Source organism: Allohahella sp. A8, assembly GCF_047946665.1.
In the GTDB taxonomy this organism is placed as follows: domain Bacteria; phylum Pseudomonadota; class Gammaproteobacteria; order Pseudomonadales; family Oleiphilaceae; genus Allohahella.
In genome coordinates, this window is sequence record NZ_CP172312.1 from 2,176,472 (window position 1) to 2,191,739 (window position 15,268).

The 15,268-nt window shown below is 56.6% G+C and carries 15 protein-coding genes and 3 tRNA genes; 11 read left to right on the forward strand and 7 right to left on the reverse strand.

Annotated elements, in window-relative coordinates:
* Positions 1-15 precede the first annotated feature (15 nt).
* Together ACH3PB_RS09690 and ACH3PB_RS09695 are read left to right on the forward strand one after the other, a co-directional pair.
* Positions 16-1,146, forward strand: coding sequence for a response regulator (locus ACH3PB_RS09690; RefSeq protein ID WP_416399274.1), 1,131 nt, complete (start codon positions 16-18; stop codon positions 1,144-1,146).
* Positions 1,147-1,178: 32 nt separating this feature from the next.
* Positions 1,179-2,042, forward strand: coding sequence for a 6-carboxytetrahydropterin synthase (locus ACH3PB_RS09695; RefSeq protein ID WP_416399275.1), 864 nt, complete (start codon positions 1,179-1,181; stop codon positions 2,040-2,042).
* 196 nt (positions 2,043-2,238) lie between these two features.
* Here the strand turns inward: ACH3PB_RS09695 and ACH3PB_RS09700 are convergent.
* The 4 genes from ACH3PB_RS09700 to msrA all read right to left on the reverse strand — a co-directional run bounded on the left by ACH3PB_RS09700 (position 2,239) and on the right by msrA (position 4,790).
* A tRNA-Glu gene (locus ACH3PB_RS09700) sits at positions 2,239-2,314 on the reverse strand.
* A gap of 93 nt (positions 2,315-2,407) precedes the next feature.
* Positions 2,408-2,483, reverse strand: a tRNA-Ala gene (locus tag ACH3PB_RS09705).
* Between the two features lie 58 nt (positions 2,484-2,541).
* Positions 2,542-4,077, reverse strand: coding sequence for a glutamate--tRNA ligase (gene gltX, locus ACH3PB_RS09710; protein ID WP_416399276.1), 1,536 nt, complete (start codon positions 4,075-4,077; stop codon positions 2,542-2,544).
* Between the two features lie 41 nt (positions 4,078-4,118).
* On the reverse strand, positions 4,119-4,790 hold the full coding sequence (gene msrA / locus ACH3PB_RS09715; RefSeq protein ID WP_416399277.1) for a peptide-methionine (S)-S-oxide reductase MsrA: 672 nt from the start codon (positions 4,788-4,790) through the stop codon (positions 4,119-4,121).
* 190 nt (positions 4,791-4,980) lie between these two features.
* Between msrA and ACH3PB_RS09720 the strand changes: the two genes are divergently transcribed.
* From ACH3PB_RS09720 to cmoB, 3 genes are read left to right on the forward strand one after another with little or no spacing between them, the layout of a single operon-like run.
* Positions 4,981-6,330 (forward strand): response regulator, encoded by a 1,350-nt coding sequence (locus ACH3PB_RS09720; RefSeq protein ID WP_416399278.1) that lies wholly within the window; start codon positions 4,981-4,983, stop codon positions 6,328-6,330.
* Positions 6,327-7,106: a carboxy-S-adenosyl-L-methionine synthase CmoA gene (gene cmoA / locus ACH3PB_RS09725; RefSeq protein WP_416399279.1), complete on the forward strand. Its 780-nt coding sequence runs from the start codon at positions 6,327-6,329 to the stop codon at positions 7,104-7,106. Before ACH3PB_RS09720 ends, cmoA begins: the two co-directional genes overlap by 4 nt.
* Complete coding sequence (gene cmoB, locus ACH3PB_RS09730; protein ID WP_416399280.1) at positions 7,103-8,134, forward strand: tRNA 5-methoxyuridine(34)/uridine 5-oxyacetic acid(34) synthase CmoB; 1,032 nt, start codon at positions 7,103-7,105, stop codon at positions 8,132-8,134. Before cmoA ends, cmoB begins: the two co-directional genes overlap by 4 nt.
* Before the next feature lie 37 nt (positions 8,135-8,171).
* Here cmoB and ACH3PB_RS09735 read toward each other — a convergent pair.
* Both ACH3PB_RS09735 and ACH3PB_RS09740 read right to left on the reverse strand, forming a co-directional pair.
* Positions 8,172-8,246 (reverse strand) — tRNA-Gly (locus ACH3PB_RS09735).
* A gap of 168 nt (positions 8,247-8,414) precedes the next feature.
* Complete coding sequence (locus ACH3PB_RS09740) at positions 8,415-8,855, reverse strand: DUF924 family protein (RefSeq protein WP_416399281.1); 441 nt, start codon at positions 8,853-8,855, stop codon at positions 8,415-8,417.
* A 266-nt stretch (positions 8,856-9,121) separates the two neighbouring features.
* Between ACH3PB_RS09740 and ACH3PB_RS09745 the strand changes: the two genes are divergently transcribed.
* The 6 genes from ACH3PB_RS09745 to galU all read left to right on the forward strand — a co-directional run bounded on the left by ACH3PB_RS09745 (position 9,122) and on the right by galU (position 14,637).
* Entirely contained in the window at positions 9,122-9,505 is a 384-nt protein-coding gene (locus ACH3PB_RS09745) for a sirohydrochlorin chelatase (RefSeq protein WP_416399282.1), read from the forward strand.
* Complete coding sequence (locus ACH3PB_RS09750) at positions 9,502-10,539, forward strand: TIGR01777 family oxidoreductase (RefSeq protein ID WP_416399283.1); 1,038 nt, start codon at positions 9,502-9,504, stop codon at positions 10,537-10,539. The genes ACH3PB_RS09745 and ACH3PB_RS09750 overlap by 4 nt, the downstream gene beginning before the upstream one ends.
* Before the next feature lie 112 nt (positions 10,540-10,651).
* Complete coding sequence (locus ACH3PB_RS09755; protein WP_416399284.1) at positions 10,652-12,466, forward strand: proline--tRNA ligase; 1,815 nt, start codon at positions 10,652-10,654, stop codon at positions 12,464-12,466.
* A 28-nt stretch (positions 12,467-12,494) separates the two neighbouring features.
* Positions 12,495-13,049, forward strand: a complete 555-nt coding sequence (locus tag ACH3PB_RS09760) for a lytic transglycosylase domain-containing protein (protein ID WP_416399438.1) — start codon at positions 12,495-12,497, stop codon at positions 13,047-13,049.
* Positions 13,039-13,674, forward strand: coding sequence for an NUDIX domain-containing protein (locus tag ACH3PB_RS09765; RefSeq protein ID WP_416399285.1), 636 nt, complete (start codon positions 13,039-13,041; stop codon positions 13,672-13,674). Before ACH3PB_RS09760 ends, ACH3PB_RS09765 begins: the two co-directional genes overlap by 11 nt.
* A gap of 123 nt (positions 13,675-13,797) precedes the next feature.
* A complete protein-coding gene (gene galU / locus ACH3PB_RS09770; RefSeq protein WP_416399286.1) occupies positions 13,798-14,637 on the forward strand; it encodes a UTP--glucose-1-phosphate uridylyltransferase GalU in 840 nt (279 codons plus the stop codon).
* A gap of 91 nt (positions 14,638-14,728) precedes the next feature.
* Here galU and ACH3PB_RS09775 read toward each other — a convergent pair whose 3' ends face one another.
* On the reverse strand, positions 14,729-15,244 hold the full coding sequence (locus ACH3PB_RS09775; protein WP_416399287.1) for a helix-turn-helix transcriptional regulator: 516 nt from the start codon (positions 15,242-15,244) through the stop codon (positions 14,729-14,731).
* Between the last annotated feature and the right edge of the window lie 24 nt (positions 15,245-15,268).

Here is a 15,268-nt window from a genome sequence, read left to right on the forward strand (position 1 = left end):
GAACTGGGGACTCAAATGAGTATCAGAAAAGCTTTACTGGTCGATGATTCCAAGGTCGCCCGGTTTGCCCTGAGCAAGTTGCTTGAGAACAAGAACCTGGTCGTAACGATGGCCGGCTCGGCGGAAGAGGCCCTGGACTATCTGGCAGCCAACGAAGCACCCGATGTGATCTTCATCGATCACCTCATGCCAGGCATGAGCGGCGTCGAGGCAACCAAGGCTATCAAGGCCAATCCTGATACGGCATCCATTCCGGTGGTCATGTGCACGTCGAAGAAGTCGCGGGAATTCGAGGAAGCTGCCAAGCGCTTCGGTATCTACACCATCCTGACCAAGCCACCGCAGAGTGAGAATATCGACCGCCTGCTACAGGAGCTTAGCAATGACATTGCAACCGGCAACCTGAACAAGGAGCCGGTTGATCCGACGGCGCTCGATTTCGTGCATGCCGATGACAATGAAACTTCGCTGACTGCAGCGCAGGCTTCTGCCTATTCACAGTTCCTCGAAGCAGCCAACTCGTCATCGTCGGCCAAGACACCCGCGCCGGTAGCCGGCAATCAGGTCTTCTCCAGCGCACTGGACGCCGACGCCATCGAGCACATTGCCCGCTCTGCAGTGAAAGTGTCGATGAATACGCGAATTCACGAGCTGCTGACCGACCTGTTCGACGAGCAGTATCATCACATCAAGCGGGTCATCGACGAGCAGAACAAGCAGGCGTCCACCCTGACGACCGAACTCGACCGCATCGTCGAAAACAAGCTGAACAACCTGCGAGACACGCTGACCGAGAGCGTAACGCTTGCGGTCACCCAGGAGATGGAAGATATCCGACGAGCAGTGAAGGAGCGTCCAGCGCCTTCTAGCCAGGGCATGACGCCAGTGCAGCTCGATGAGCTGAAGGATCACCTGACCTCGGTACAGAGCATCGATACAGATTTCTGGCAACAGCTTCAGGCCGAAGCCATACAGCAGGCGCATGACATATCCAGGGAGACTGCGGAGGATATTGCCCGCAGGACCATAGAGATGTATGCCGAGAAGGAAAGACGTGAAAATCGAAAGACTTACGGTCTGGCGCTTGCTGTCAGCCTGAGCGTCTTCTCTCTCGGTATTGCCTATCTGGTCGGCTTCATGGGTTAATACTGTCCGGCACACCAGCAGCTGGACAGGTAATGAACCGACTTTTCGTAGATGATCTCACCGTACTCGACTTTTCCTACCTGCATCCCGGCAGGGGAATCGTCGGGGAAAGCTGGATTGTCGACATTGAACTCGCAGGCGAACTCGATGCCCAGGGCATGGTATTCGACTTTGGACACGTCAAGAAACTCCTCAAACAGTCGATCGAATCCACGATCGACCACAAGCTCGTCATTCCCGAACAACTGCAATACCTCGACGTAGAGCACTACGACGAGGGTGAGACTGCACGTACTGACGTTTCTGCCACTCTCGCCGATGGCAGCCTCGTCAGGCTCTCCTGCCCGGCAGAGGCCATCGTGATCCTGCCGCTCGCAGATATACAGATTGACACTGTAGTACCCCTTCTGAAGCAGCAGCTGCAGGCCGCACTCCCCCCGAACGTGAAGGAGCTAAGCCTTTACCTGCGCGAAGAAGTGATTCAGGGCCCCTATTACCACTATACCCACGGCCTGAAGAAACATGAGGGTGACTGTCAGCGCATTGCTCATGGCCACCGGTCGCGCATCGAGATCTACAGCGACGGCCGCAGAAGCCAGCTGACGGAGTATCAATGGGCCAAGCGCTGGAAGGATATCTATCTGGGGCACTCAGAGGACGTTGTGAGCGAAGAAGTACATAACGGGCGCAAGCATATTGTATTCGAGTATGAGAGCTCTCAGGGACGCTTCAGGCTCGTTATAGGGGAACACTCCGTCTACATGCTGGAAACGGAAACGACGGTGGAGTGCATTGCCGAGCATATTGCGGCGAGACTCAAGCGGCAGAACCCCCAGAACCGATTCAGGGTCAAGGCCTTCGAAGGGGTCCGGAAAGGGGCCATAGCGGAGCGCTGAAGCAGCTCAGCGCAGTTCACCTCGTCGCTCGGACCGACTGACGAGGTGTGGCACCCACCAGCGCTGCACTTTTCTACAGACGAAAAAAAAGCCAGGACTAATATCCTGGCCTTTTTCATTTGCAGAACCCTGGAGCAGTTCGAACTTCAGTTCTTGCTGATCCATCTCACATCGGGCCTGCGACACATCACGAAGATGGCGTCCCCAAGGGGATTCGAACCCCTGTTACTGCCGTGAAAGGGCGGTGTCCTAGGCCTCTAGACGATGGGGACTAAAACTTTGACTCATGAGCTTTCGCTCAATACGTCCATCACTGCAATTACTACTACAACTTACTTGTACAACTCACTTTCATTGCGCCGGATTGGTGGAGCCAGACGGGATCGAACCGTCGACCTCAACGCTGCCAGCGTTGCGCTCTCCCAGCTGAGCTATGGCCCCGTTGACCAGCACAACGGGGGCGTATGTTATGGATAAGCCCCCTATGAGTCAAGCGCTTTTATTCACTTTTTTTCGCTAAAAACTCGGCATAATCTTTTTCCGCCTGCTTCAGCTTTTTCTTTGACAAACCGCCAAGAATTTTGATAGCCGATCGCAGTCTGGCACGCGTCATATCAGGGCCCAGCATCTCCATCGAATCGACGATGGACCAGGATTGACTCGTACCAGCCACACTCACGAAAACCGGAAACATGAAGACGCCGAGTTTGACGTCCAGATGAGCGGCCAGCGACTTGAGCGCGGCAAAGAGCGCATCTTTATCCCAAAATTGCTGCGCGTCAAGTGTCCAGCTCGTTAATTGCAGTGCCGAGACCATATCTTCGGGCGAAAACTTGCTGTGCTCGAAGTCAGCAGGCGTCAGAGGCAGCTCGCCAGCGAACAGGAAGGTGGTCATGGGCGCAATGTCGGAAAACGCGCTTACGCGGGTCCTGATGTGATTGACGACAGGCTCCAGGTGTCGCATAGGGTATCCCCACTGCTCCACCCGCTCGGCAAAGCTCGCATCGTCCAGGGATTCACGGATCCACACACCATTGAGCCAAAGTAGCTTCTCGACCGAAAATACCGGGCCACCTAGCGATACGCGCTTGATATCGAAATGCTCGATCATGGTCGCCAGGTCAAAGCGCTCCCGCTCGTCAGGCATGGACCAGCCCATGCGACCCAGAAAATTCAGCAGGGTCTCGGGCAGGATACCAAGGCGCTCGAAGTAACGGATGCTCACCGGATTCTTGCGTTTGCTCAGCTTGGTCTTGTCCTCGTTCCTGAGCAGCGGCATATGACAGAAGCTCGGCAGTTCCCAGCCAAAGTAGTCGTACAGCAGCTTGTGCTTGGGCGCAGAACTGATCCATTCCTCACCTCGTATCACATGGGAGATTTCCATCTCATGATCATCGACCACGTTGGCCAGGTGATAGGTCGGCATGCCATCCGATTTCAGCAGGATCTGACAATCCACCTGTGACCATTCGATTTCAATGGTGCCACGCAGCATGTCGTCGATCACGCAGACGCCTTCGTCTGGCACTTTCATGCGAACGACGTAGGGATCGCCGGCCGCAAGTCGACGCTCGACCTCGTCCTTTGGCAACTCGAGGTCACCTTTGATTCCGGGGTTGAGCCCTGCTGCCTTGCGCTCTTCCCGGATCTGGTCGAGTTCTTCTGACGTGCGGAAGCAGTAGAAGGCGTGTCCGCTTTCAATCAGCTGTTCGGCGTATTTGCGATAGCGGTCGCCCCGCTCGCTCTGCCGATACGGCGCATGCGGACCGCCCACATCCGGACCTTCGGCCCAGCTCAGGCCCAGCCAGCGCAACGACTCAAGTATGAGCGCTTCGGATTCTGGCGTGCTGCGAGCCTGATCGGTGTCTTCGATTCGCAGTATGAAGTCACCGCCGTGCTGGCGTGCAAAACAGAGATTGAACAGGGCGATGTAGGCGGTGCCGACGTGAGGGTCACCGGTAGGCGATGGCGCGATTCGGGTTCGCACCCGACGTGACGAGGCGCCACCATTCGCTGAATTTTCAGTAGTGGTCATGGGTATTCCTGTGATGAGCAGAAGCGTTCGAGGCGCGTATGCTACTGCGCCGTCGCCTTCATTGGAAACTCGACGTTACAGCCAGCCAGGCCGCAGTAGCCATTTGGGTGCTTGTCGAGGTACTGCTGGTGATAGCCTTCTGCGTAATAGAACTGAACGTTCTGGCGGATTTCCGTGGTAATTCGGTACTGACCACGCTGCTGTTGCGCGAGCGCCTCTTCGTAGATTTTTGCCGAACGGGCAGCAATCTCATGCTGCGTGGGTGTTGTCGTGTAGACGGCGCTACGGTACTGGGTACCGACATCGTTACCCTGTCTGAAACCCTGTGTCGGATCGTGTGCTTCCCAGAACACCTTGAGCAGGCGCTCGAGGGGCACTATTTTCGGGTCGAATACAACGAGCACCACCTCAGTGTGGCCCGTCTGCCCGCTGCAGACTTCATCGTAAGTCGGGTTCGGCGTAGTGCCACCGGCATAACCGACCGCGGTGGTATACACACCTTCGAGGCGCCAGAACAGCCGTTCAGCACCCCAGAAACAGCCAAGTCCAAGGATGATCGACTCGTGGCCCTCAGGGAACGGCCCCTTCAACGGCGTACCGAGCACATCGTGAACACCGGCAGATCCTTCGAGTGGCTGTGGTTCATCGCGCCCTTTCAAGGCATTTTCAGGTTCGACTATCCTGAGGGACGCTGGATCCTTACGTAAAAACATGCTGCTTACTCCAATGATTTGAGGTGTTATACGAACCGACGCCTGTAACTGTCGAATCAGCTGCGGGATTCAGCCGTTTCATATCAAAAGCGTGCGCCGCTTTGCGTCAATTTTCCTTGAATTGCCACAGATTGTGCTAGATTTAAGGGATACGCACTGCCCTACGCCCAATCTCACAGGATCTATCTGCATGGCACTTCAGACCGCGCTTGTTGTCGATGACTCCAAGCTTGCCCGGATTACGCTGCAGCGTTTACTTGAAAAGCACCAATTGAGGGTGCAGACGGCCGAATCTGCCAGAGATGCGCTCGCGATGATCGACATGCAGAAGCCCGACATCATCTTCATGGACCATCTCATGCCCGAGATGGATGGTTTCGAGGCCACGCAGGAGATCAAGCGCAATGCCTCCACGACCCATATCCCCGTCATCATGTGTACCGGCAAGGAAGGCGTGGACGACTATGATGCGCAGGCTCGAGCCATAGGCGCTTCCGGCACGCTATCGAAGCCGCCACAGGCTGATGCACTGGCTGCAGTGCTCCGCGAAGCCGGCAGTGCGCCTTCGTCGGCCCAAACTGTCGCGCCTGCTGCGCCTGAACCGATTGCTGCGCAGCCTATTCCGCAGCCAAAGGTATTTCAGTCGGAGCTCGACCAGGCCTCTCTGGACAGGATCGTGGCCCAGGTACAACAGGCACTCGACCAGAAATTGCTCGCCCCGGCATTTGCTGGCATCGAATCCCGGCTGAAGTCGATCGAATCCGAAGTGGTCGATCTCGCCTCTACAGAGGCAGCGGTAGCGCCTTCGATGAGCCCAGACGATATTCGCGCGTCGGTTAGTGAACAAGTGAGATCCCGCTTCACCGACCTGTTTGAAAGCCGGATCCGACCGCAGATCCAGACAGATATCGACAAGGCCATGCAGGCGGTGAAGCCTGTAGCTGCCGAGCCTGTGAAGGCGTCCGAAGATGAGACCATGACAGCCAGGATCGTGGCCGACGTGGAGCAGACCCTGCGTCCAATGTTCGACTCGGAAATTCAAGCTGTGGAAGAGCGCGTGCAGACCGCTATGGACGAGACCCTCAGCGAGTGGCGCCGGGACCTCGATCAGCAGATGCGTGTGATCGCCGAAGAGAGTGTCCTGACACAAAAAACCGACGGCAGCGTCGATATCGACGCGACTGTGGCTCGCCTGCGTGAGGAAATGTCCGATGTCGCTACAGCTTCCGCGGTGGGCGCAGTCGATAGTGCCATAGAAGATCGCCTGCAGGCCTGGCAAAGCCGTCTGGACTCAGCTATTGCCGACATGAAGCGGCAGCTTGCCGACGACTCACGCGCCAGTTCCGACCTGAGCGACGATGCTCAGGCGCAAATCGAGGCTCTGGTCAGTGAGAAGATTGCGGTGGCTCGTGGCGCACTGCATGATCAGCCTGAAACTGAGCGTGCGCAAGGCAGCTCAGGCGGCTCTGGCATGCTGCTCGCGATTACTGGTATCGTTATCGCTACCATTGCCCTCGTGAAAAGCTTCGGAGTCTTTTGAGAGACGAAATTTACCGGTCTATCGACGCAGGTTCCACCAGATCAGATAACGCTGCATCCGCAGCGTCAGTAGCGCCTTTCCGCTTTAATGAAACGGTTGCACATGTCTTCCACGACATGATCAACCGTTCGGTGCCGGGTTATTCGCTCATGCTCGAGCTCATCACAGTGCTGGCCGGCCGCTATGCTGGCCCTGGTGCTCGCTGCTATGATCTGGGCTGCTCCCTTGGCGCATCAGCCTTGGCGATTGCCCAGGGCCTGAAGGGACCTCTCGATGACGCGCAGCCGAATGCCCGCATCATCGGCATCGATAATTCTGCGGCGATGCTGACACGCTGCAGGCAGAACGTCCTGCGTGATCCGGAAGCAGCGGCACTGATCGAGCTTCAGGAAGCAGATATCTGCGAACAGGTCTTCGAGCCCAGCCAGTTCATTGTCTCCAATTTCACGCTGCAGTTTGTTGCCCCCGATAAGCGACCTGCCCTTCTAGCAAAGCTGTTTGATGCCCTGGAAGCCGGAGGTGCCTTCTTTCTGGCCGAGAAGATCCGCTATGATGATGGCGAAGTCGACCGGCTGATGATCGACATTCACGAACGCTTCAAACGCAGCCGAGGCTATTCTGAACTCGAGATTGCAGCCAAGCGAGCAGCACTGGAAGCCGTACTTCTGCCTGAGAGCTCGCAGACTCATATCCTTCGATTGAAAGAGGCTGGCTTCAGTCAGGTCACAGAGTGCTTCCGTTGCCTCAATTTCAGCGCGTTCCTGGCCATCAAGTGAGGCCAACATGGGCGAGCTACGGTAGCTTCTACGACTGGATACTCCTGCCAGCGTTCGAAGCGCTATCCAAACGTGGCGACGCCGACATTGCCGAGCGCTATCGAGAGGCAAGCGCAGCGTTCATCGGGCAGCGTGACCACGGCGATCAGGTCGCGTGGCAGGCCGCAATGGATGCCTTGCAGGCCCTACAAATCGAAGGCAAGTTCAACAGCCGCCTTGATGAGCCCGTCGTGGCCATCACCAGCCCACGAGGCATTTCGGCCCAGACCAACGAAGCCCTGACAGCAGCCCTGGACGCCTTGCATCCCTGGCGAAAGGGCCCGTTCAGCCTGTTCGACGTGTTCATCGACACCGAGTGGCGCTCTGACTGGAAATGGCAACGTCTCGAGCCCTGGCTGGACCCGCTCAAAGGTCGCGCTGTACTTGATGTCGGCTGCGGCAGTGGCTATCACTGCTGGCGAGCACGTGGCGCCGGGGCCAGCCTGGTCGTTGGCGTGGACCCTTCCATCAAGTTTCTTTACCAGTTCGCCGCGCTCAAGCATTTCATGCGCGATGAACCAGTATTCTATCTGCCGATGCGCTCTGAGGACCTGCCAACCACTTCGGGGTCGCGTAGCCGGCTTTTCGATACCGTGCTGTCGATGGGTGTGCTCTATCACCGCAAAGAACCCTTGAATCATATTCTTGAACTCAAGAGCGCGCTCCGACCGGGTGGTCAGCTGGTCCTCGAGACGCTCGTGATTGACGGTGATGCACAGACGGTGCTCATGCCGGAAGACCGCTATGCGCAGATGCGCAACGTGTGGTTCATTCCATCACCGGAGATGCTGATGCGATGGCTCCGGCGCTGTGGCCTGAAAGATGTAAAACTTTGTGATGTGAGCGTGACAACTGTAGAAGAGCAGCGTGCGACCCCGTGGATGCGCTTCCAGTCGCTGACAGATTTTCTTTCGCCCGATGATTCGACATTGACGATCGAGGGTTATCCAGCACCAAAACGCGCCATTATTACAGCAACGGCAGTCTAAGGTCGCTTGGCGTGAAATGAATGGGTATTGGCAAATCTGGAGCGGGAAACGAGATTCGAACTCGCGACCCCAACCTTGGCAAGGTTGTGCTCTACCACTGAGCTATTCCCGCAAATGGTGGTCGTGTAACGGCCATGGACGATGCCGTAACACGCTGATCCGGCTAAGCTAAAACTGCCTGCGAACCAGTGAGGGCGCAGTATAGGGAGCTGTTATTCTCATTGCAAGCCTCCTGATGTGGATTAATCCACATGTCGAGCAAGAGAATGCTCGCCCAGGTTCAAACGGTCAGGGAGCCCTTGACAGCCGTAGTCTGCAAGGCAGCCAATTGCTGTGGTTCCAGCTCGTCTCTCAGGCCTTCGAATAGCGCCTGCCCCTGCTCGCGCACACGTGCTGGCCGGCACGCCATCATGGCGACATAGATGTGAGCACGCTCATAAGCATCCAGCGCCAGATCATCTCCATTCGCCACGGCCTGCAGACACAGGGCCTCGACCTTCGGCAGATAGTTGTTCTCCAGCACCGTGTTGGCGAACATGCTGTTCTGGACGAAGTGCAGCAGGATTATGAGCGCCAGGACGCCTTCTGGACTGCGCTCCCAATTGTCGAAAGTACCCTCGCTGGCCAGTAATACCATGCCGGAGAACCGTCGCCGGAGCGCGCGCGCAGATGTTTCCCTGTCGTGGAACCAGTATCTTAGTATTTCATCGGCTGACCACATATTCTTCCTCAGTCGTATAACCAGGTCCGGCAGGAGGACGCTGGGCGTCGGGCTACAGTGCCTTGCATCATCTTCTACGAGGCTAGTGTGCCGTCTGGTTGCTACGCATAATTAAAATGCGTGTCCCAGGGCTGGATGGCAAGGCGCAGCCCGCAGCAAAGGGTCAGCGAGAAGGGTCACGCCATTGCCAAGGCTTGCAACGCGGCCAGGGGGCGCACCCGGAGGGCGAGTTTTAAGTATGCGTATTAACCAGACGGGACACTAAGATGACAATTGATCATACGATTCTGATGGCACATGGCAGTCGCGATCCGCAATGGGCGGCCCCGTTCGAAGCGCTGCATGAAGCTGTACTGAAAGATATGCCTGCGGCGCATCCCACCACGCTCGCCTATATGGAGCTGAGCGAGCCGACCCTGGAACAGGCAGTCGCCAGCGCCGTCGAGGCCGGGGCGAAGTCAATCGCGGTCCTGCCCCTGTTTTTCGCCGCCGGTCGTCATCTGCGCGAAGATGTTCCGGCCATGATTCGTGAACTGGAGAAGCAGCTGCCTGTCAGCCTGACTCTGCTACCGCCGGTAGGTAGTCATCCGAGCTTTTTCAACGCCGTCGCTGACATCATTCAGGAAAGCATACGGGAGTCCGCCTCATGAACGAAAACCTCTCGCACGTATTGCTGACCGGCGGGACCGGCTTCGTCGGCAATCATTTGATCGATCGCCTCCTGCGTGGACGAGCCGGATCAGGGGCTTCCGCTGTCGAAGGCAGGCTTCTGATCAGTGTGCTCACGCGCGAACCCGATGATGCCGTCAAACAATTCAGACAGCAGTACTCCGATCTCGACGCATCGCTCGCACCGCAGGTGAGTGGCGATCCCAAATCATTCGCCGCCAACCAGCGTCATGGCATCCTGTGTGTCGACCGGTTCGACCAGCTTGCGGGGTTGGCTACGCCCGATGCAGTCATTAATCTGGCGGGCGCAGGAATTGCCGACAAGCGCTGGAGCGACTCGCGCAAGCAGGTGCTCCGCGACAGTCGGATTCATACGACCGAAAAACTGGTGGGCTGGCTCACTACGCTGGACAAACGGCCTCGCGTGCTGGTATCAGCCTCGGCAGTGGGCTTCTACGGTGCTCAGGGCGATAAGCCGGTGACCGACGAGACAGCTCCGCATCAGGAGTTTCAGCATGAACTCTGCCGTGACTGGGAACTGGCCGCACTGCAAGCGGAAAAACTTGGTCTCAGAGTATTCATTCCTCGCATTGCACCGGTACTCGGGCGCGATACTGAGGGCGATCTTGCAGGCTTCCTGAAGCGACTGGTTCCACCATTCCGATTTGGTCTGGGCGGCCCGATCAGCGACGGCCAGCACTGGATGCCCTGGATCCATGTCAGCGACCTCTGCAGGCTCATTCTGACGGCCCTCGACGACGAGCACTTCTCCGGTCCGGTTCTCGCCTGTGCGCCAGATACCCGTCGCAATGCCGACTTCACCAAGGCTCTGGCAAGTACGCTGCATCGGCCCGCGGTACTACCCTTGCCCGCCTTTGCGCTCAAACTCGGTTTCGGTGAAATGTCGCGGCTGCTATTGACCGGTCAGCAGGCCATCCCGAAAGCCGTTGAAGCACTGGGCTTCAAATATGACTATCCGACCCTGGACGAGGCGCTGAAAGCCGTCCTCGGCTGAAGCGCCGTGGCGAGGAAGTTTGCGAAGCAGGCAGTCGGAACACTAGAATGCTGTTCCAGTGACCATTCCTTTTGATGGACGACCCAATCCGCATGCAGCAGACGACATTATCATGAAGGCCAGCCAATATCTTATCGCCACCCAGAAAGAGACACCCGCCGACGCAGAGGTCATCAGCCATCAGCTGATGCTCAAGGCCGGTATGATCCGCAAGGTCGCCTCTGGCCTGTACACGTGGTTGCCCATGGGCTTGCGGGTCCTGCGCAAAGTTGAAGCCATCGTTCGTGACGAAATGGAAAAGGCCGGTGCCCAGGAAGTGCTGATGCCGGGTATACAGCCGGCGGAACTTTGGGAGGAATCCGGACGCTGGTCCAATTTTGGCGACGAGTTGCTGCGCCTGAAGGACCGCCATCAGCGGGAGTTCTGTGTCGGCCCGACGCACGAAGAGGTCATTACCGATCACATGCGCAACGAGCTGCATTCATACAAGCAGCTCCCGGCGAATTTCTTCCAGATCCAGACCAAGTTCCGTGACGAACGGCGCCCCAGATTCGGTGTAATGCGCGCGCGCGAGTTCCTGATGAAGGACGCCTACAGCTTTCATGTCGACCAGGACAGCCTGGATTCGACCTATGAAATCATGTACCAGGCCTATTCAGCCATCTTCGACAGATTGAGCCTGCGCTATCGCGCAGTTCAGGCTGACAGTGGCAGTATCGGTGGCTCTGCTTCACACGAGTTTCATGTGCTTGCCGACAGTGGTGAAGACGACATCGTATTCAGTAGCGGCTCCGATTATGCCGCGAACATCGAAAAGGCTGAAGCGCTTGCGGTAGGTCCCGATGGCGAATTGTGTACGGATGCCTTTACTGCCCATATCGACAGCAGCGGCATGCCTGCGGCTGAATCAGTCTCTACGCCCGGCATGACAAGCATAGACGAAGTCTCCGGATTCCTGAATATCAGCCCCTCGGCTACCGTAAAAACCCTGCTGGTCAACGGCGCCGAGGGTGGTCTCGTGGCCTTGTGCCTTCGCGGTGATCACAGCCTGAATACGGTAAAGGCGGAGAAGCTCGAGGAAGTGCATACGCCGCTGACCATGGCTGATGAAGCGGTTATCGAGGAAGCCATCGGTTGCAAGCCGGGGTCGATTGGACCGCAGGCACTCAAGGCAAAAGGCATCCCGCTTATCGTCGACCGCTCTGCGGCAGTGATTCCCTTGTTCACTGCCGGGGCGAACGAGGAAGGCCGTCACTGCACCAACCTCAATTGGAAGCGCGACATAGGTGATGATTTCATTGTCGCTGACCTCCGCAATGTCGTGAGCGGGGATCCAAGCCCCGACGGCAAGGGCACGCTCGACATCAAGCGAGGTATCGAAGTCGGGCATATCTTCAAGCTGGGTGACAAATATTCACAGGCGATGAATGCCACCGTACTGAATGAAAACGGCAAGAAGGTCGTGATGACGATGGGCTGCTATGGCATCGGGGTAAGCCGGATTGTGGCAGCCGCCATTGAGCAGAACCACGATGACGCCGGAATCATCTGGCCCGAAGCGCTGGCGCCCTTCACTATCGTGCTGATTCCGCTGAATTATCAGAAATCAGAGCCCGTTCGTGAACTGAGCGACACGATATACAGTCAGCTGCGTAACCGTGGTTACGACGTTTTGCTGGACGATCGCAACGAACGCCCTGGCGTCAAGTTTGCTGATGCCGAACTGCTGGGCATTCCGCACCGCGTTACAATCGGAGACAGGGGTCTGGCTGAAAATGAGATAGAATATAGACAGCGCAACGACACTGAAAACCGGAGTATCGCGGTCGATAATGCTCTCAGCTTTCTTGAATCAGCCCTCGCCCATCCAACAACTGGCGAGCGTCTTATCGTGGATGACGCGGCGGCCGAAGGGCAGTCGAAGTAGTCATGCGTGGGCGCATGCCTGTGCGGTGGTGCTATTGGCATTTGCCCTCGTCAGTGTAGACGCACAGGCTTCGGCGCAGGAGCCTGATCCGGAGCTTGCCGCTGCTCTGCGGCAGACGGTCAACGACGCAGCCAGCTTTCCGGATCGCTTCGATGCCGAGGTCTGGCTGGTCGATATGTCTTCACGCCTCTCGCGATACGTCAAGGACCATGATGAGCGACTCATGTTTCTCAAGCTGGTTCATCTGGAAGCGACCAAGGCCAACCTCAGTCCGGAACTGGTGCTGGCCGTGATACATGTCGAAAGTCTGTTCGATCGCTTTGCAATTTCGAGTGTCGGCGCCCAAGGCGCTATGCAGGTCATGCCCTTCTGGAAAAACGAGATCGGACGGCCGGATGACAATCTCATGGATATGGCCACCAATCTTCGCTATGGCTGCACCATTCTCAGACACTATATCAAGCGTTCGAAAGGCAACCTCACCGAAGCGCTGGCAAGGTATAATGGCAGCTACGGCAGGATCAAATATCCTGTGAAGGTTTTCGATCGCTGGGAAAAATACTGGTTCGTCAATGGAAAGTAAGTCAGGGAAAGCCTTGGTACGCGAGTCGGTAGAGAAGAACACTCAAGCAGCCAGATGGATTCGCCGTAGTCAGGCGGTGGTCTACGACAACCCATGGATTCGCGTCGAGCATCATGAGGTCACCGCACCGACAGGTGTGGATACCATCTACGGCCTTATCCATATGCACAATACCGCTGTAGGCATCATCCCTATCGATGACGAGGCCCACACCTGGCTTGTGGGGCAGCTACGATATCCGCTCGGCGCCTGGTCGTGGGAAGTGCCGATGGGTGGCGTCAAGTTGACAGAGCAGACTCAGACAGGCGAGACCTTCGAACAGATGTTGCTCGATGGTGCCGCGCGCGAGCTGACCGAAGAAACTGGCCTTTCCGCCACTCGATACACCGAGCTCGTTCGTCTTCATACCAGTAACTGTGTGACAGATGAGCTCGGCGTCGTTTTTCTGGCAGAGGGCCTCAAACATGCTGCGCCCACCCCTGATCCCACTGAACAGCTTACCGTGAGACGCGTGCCCTTTCGTGAAGCCTGGAACATGGCCATGGATGGCAGCATCAGCGATGCACTTTCAGTGGCCGCCATTTTCAAGCTTGGCGTACTCCGGCCACATCTGATCACATCCTGATGCCATAAATCATCGAACGACGTGAATGATGCCCCCGCCTGAGAAATAGCCTCGTTCAGCACGTATGCTTATTTTTCAGGCTTCCCAACTGATATACACTGAATCCATCAACAAGGAGTGATTATGATCAAGAAATGTCTCTTCCCGGTAGCCGGCTACGGTACACGCTTTCTGCCAGCTACCAAGGCAATGCCCAAGGAAATGCTGCCCATCGTCAATAAGCCCCTGGTCCAGTATGGCGTCGAAGAAGCGGTCGAAGCCGGTATCGACAATTTTGGCTTCGTGACCGGGCGTGGTAAGCGTTCCATTGCAGATCATTTCGATTACTCCTACGAACTCGAGCATCAGATCAAAGGCTCAGGCAAGGAAGAGTTGCTGACTACCATTCGCAGCCTGATCAACAACAACAAGTTCACTTTCACCCGTCAGAACGAGATGCTTGGCCTTGGTCATGCGATTCTCTCGGGACAGACGCTGATTGGCGATAACCCCTTCGCAGTCGTACTGGCGGATGACCTCTGTCTGGTTGATGATGGTGGTCCGTCCGTGCTTGCGCAGATGACCAAACTGTACAACCAGTTCCGCTGCAGTATCGTTGCCATCCAGGAAGTGCCTGAAGATGAGGTTCACAAATATGGTGTGATCGCTGGTGAACCGATGAAGGACGGCCTGTTCAGGGTCACCGACATGGTGGAAAAGCCGAAGAAGGAAGATGCGCCAAGTCGCTACGCCATCATTGGCCGCTACATTCTCACGCCGGATATCTTCAACATCATTCGCAACACCAAGCCCGGCAAGAACGGTGAGGTCCAGATTACCGACGCGCTGATGCAGCAGGCGAAAGATGGCTGCGTGCTGGCGTACAAGTTCAAAGGTCGTCGGTTCGACTGTGGTTCCATCGAAGGCTTCGTCGAAGCGACCAATCATGTATATGAGAATTACTACAAAAAAGGCAAGAACTAGTCTGACCAGAGCCTGACCCCGGTCGGGCCAGACAGGACTGAAGAAGCCTGACGTAAATAGCCGCCCGGCAAGCCTGCTGCGCGGCTATTTTTTATTGGGGCGACGATTTGCCTTTGCTGCCTGCGGCCGAGTCAACTTTGGCCTGAGTAGCGGCGCCTTTATTTGCTGACCTGTTCGCCCTGGGCAGCATCTGCATGATGAAGGTGCGCTTTTCATCATCGCACTGTCGGTAGCGTTTCAATAGCTCACGTTCATCTTCGTCTGGCAGTCTGTTTTCAAGCTCCTCACCGAGTTCTGCGAGCGCACCCAGCATCCGGGTAGCCGGATCATCATCTTCGTCGCTATCCAGCCCGGGCAGGACCAGCTGACGCTCCATGCTGCCAGTGGTATCGAGATCGAGGAGCACTTCCAGCGGCACGGAGGCCTTTACGCAGAAGTCGATCAACTGATCCACGTCCGGATATTGACGACGCCCCTCCTCCAGCGCTTCCCAGCTGCGGACCTGACTCTCGGACACCGCGCACATCATGGCCACGTCCTCCTGGGTCAACTTCTTCTGATGCCTGACATCCAGGAGCTTCTGATTGAAATTACGCAGGTACTTCATGCGGCTCTCCATGATATCCAAGTC

Excerpts from the sequence above, each read along its gene's own strand:
- ACH3PB_RS09690 (WP_416399274.1), top strand. The coding sequence starts at position 16 with ATGAGTATCAGAAAAGCTTTACTGGTCGATGATTCCAAGGTCGCCCGG.
- ACH3PB_RS09695 (WP_416399275.1), top strand. The coding sequence starts at position 1,179 with ATGAACCGACTTTTCGTAGATGATCTCACCGTACTCGACTTTTCCTAC.
- gltX (WP_416399276.1), bottom strand. The coding sequence starts at position 4,077 with ATGACCACTACTGAAAATTCAGCGAATGGTGGCGCCTCGTCACGTCGG.
- msrA (WP_416399277.1), bottom strand. The coding sequence starts at position 4,790 with ATGTTTTTACGTAAGGATCCAGCGTCCCTCAGGATAGTCGAACCTGAA.
- ACH3PB_RS09720 (WP_416399278.1), top strand. The coding sequence starts at position 4,981 with ATGGCACTTCAGACCGCGCTTGTTGTCGATGACTCCAAGCTTGCCCGG.
- ACH3PB_RS09740 (WP_416399281.1), bottom strand. The coding sequence starts at position 8,855 with ATGTGGTCAGCCGATGAAATACTAAGATACTGGTTCCACGACAGGGAA.
- ACH3PB_RS09745 (WP_416399282.1), top strand. The coding sequence starts at position 9,122 with ATGACAATTGATCATACGATTCTGATGGCACATGGCAGTCGCGATCCG.
- ACH3PB_RS09750 (WP_416399283.1), top strand. The coding sequence starts at position 9,502 with ATGAACGAAAACCTCTCGCACGTATTGCTGACCGGCGGGACCGGCTTC.
- ACH3PB_RS09755 (WP_416399284.1), top strand. The coding sequence starts at position 10,652 with ATGAAGGCCAGCCAATATCTTATCGCCACCCAGAAAGAGACACCCGCC.
- ACH3PB_RS09765 (WP_416399285.1), top strand. The coding sequence starts at position 13,039 with ATGGAAAGTAAGTCAGGGAAAGCCTTGGTACGCGAGTCGGTAGAGAAG.
- galU (WP_416399286.1), top strand. The coding sequence starts at position 13,798 with ATGATCAAGAAATGTCTCTTCCCGGTAGCCGGCTACGGTACACGCTTT.
- ACH3PB_RS09775 (WP_416399287.1), bottom strand. The coding sequence starts at position 15,244 with ATGAAGTACCTGCGTAATTTCAATCAGAAGCTCCTGGATGTCAGGCAT.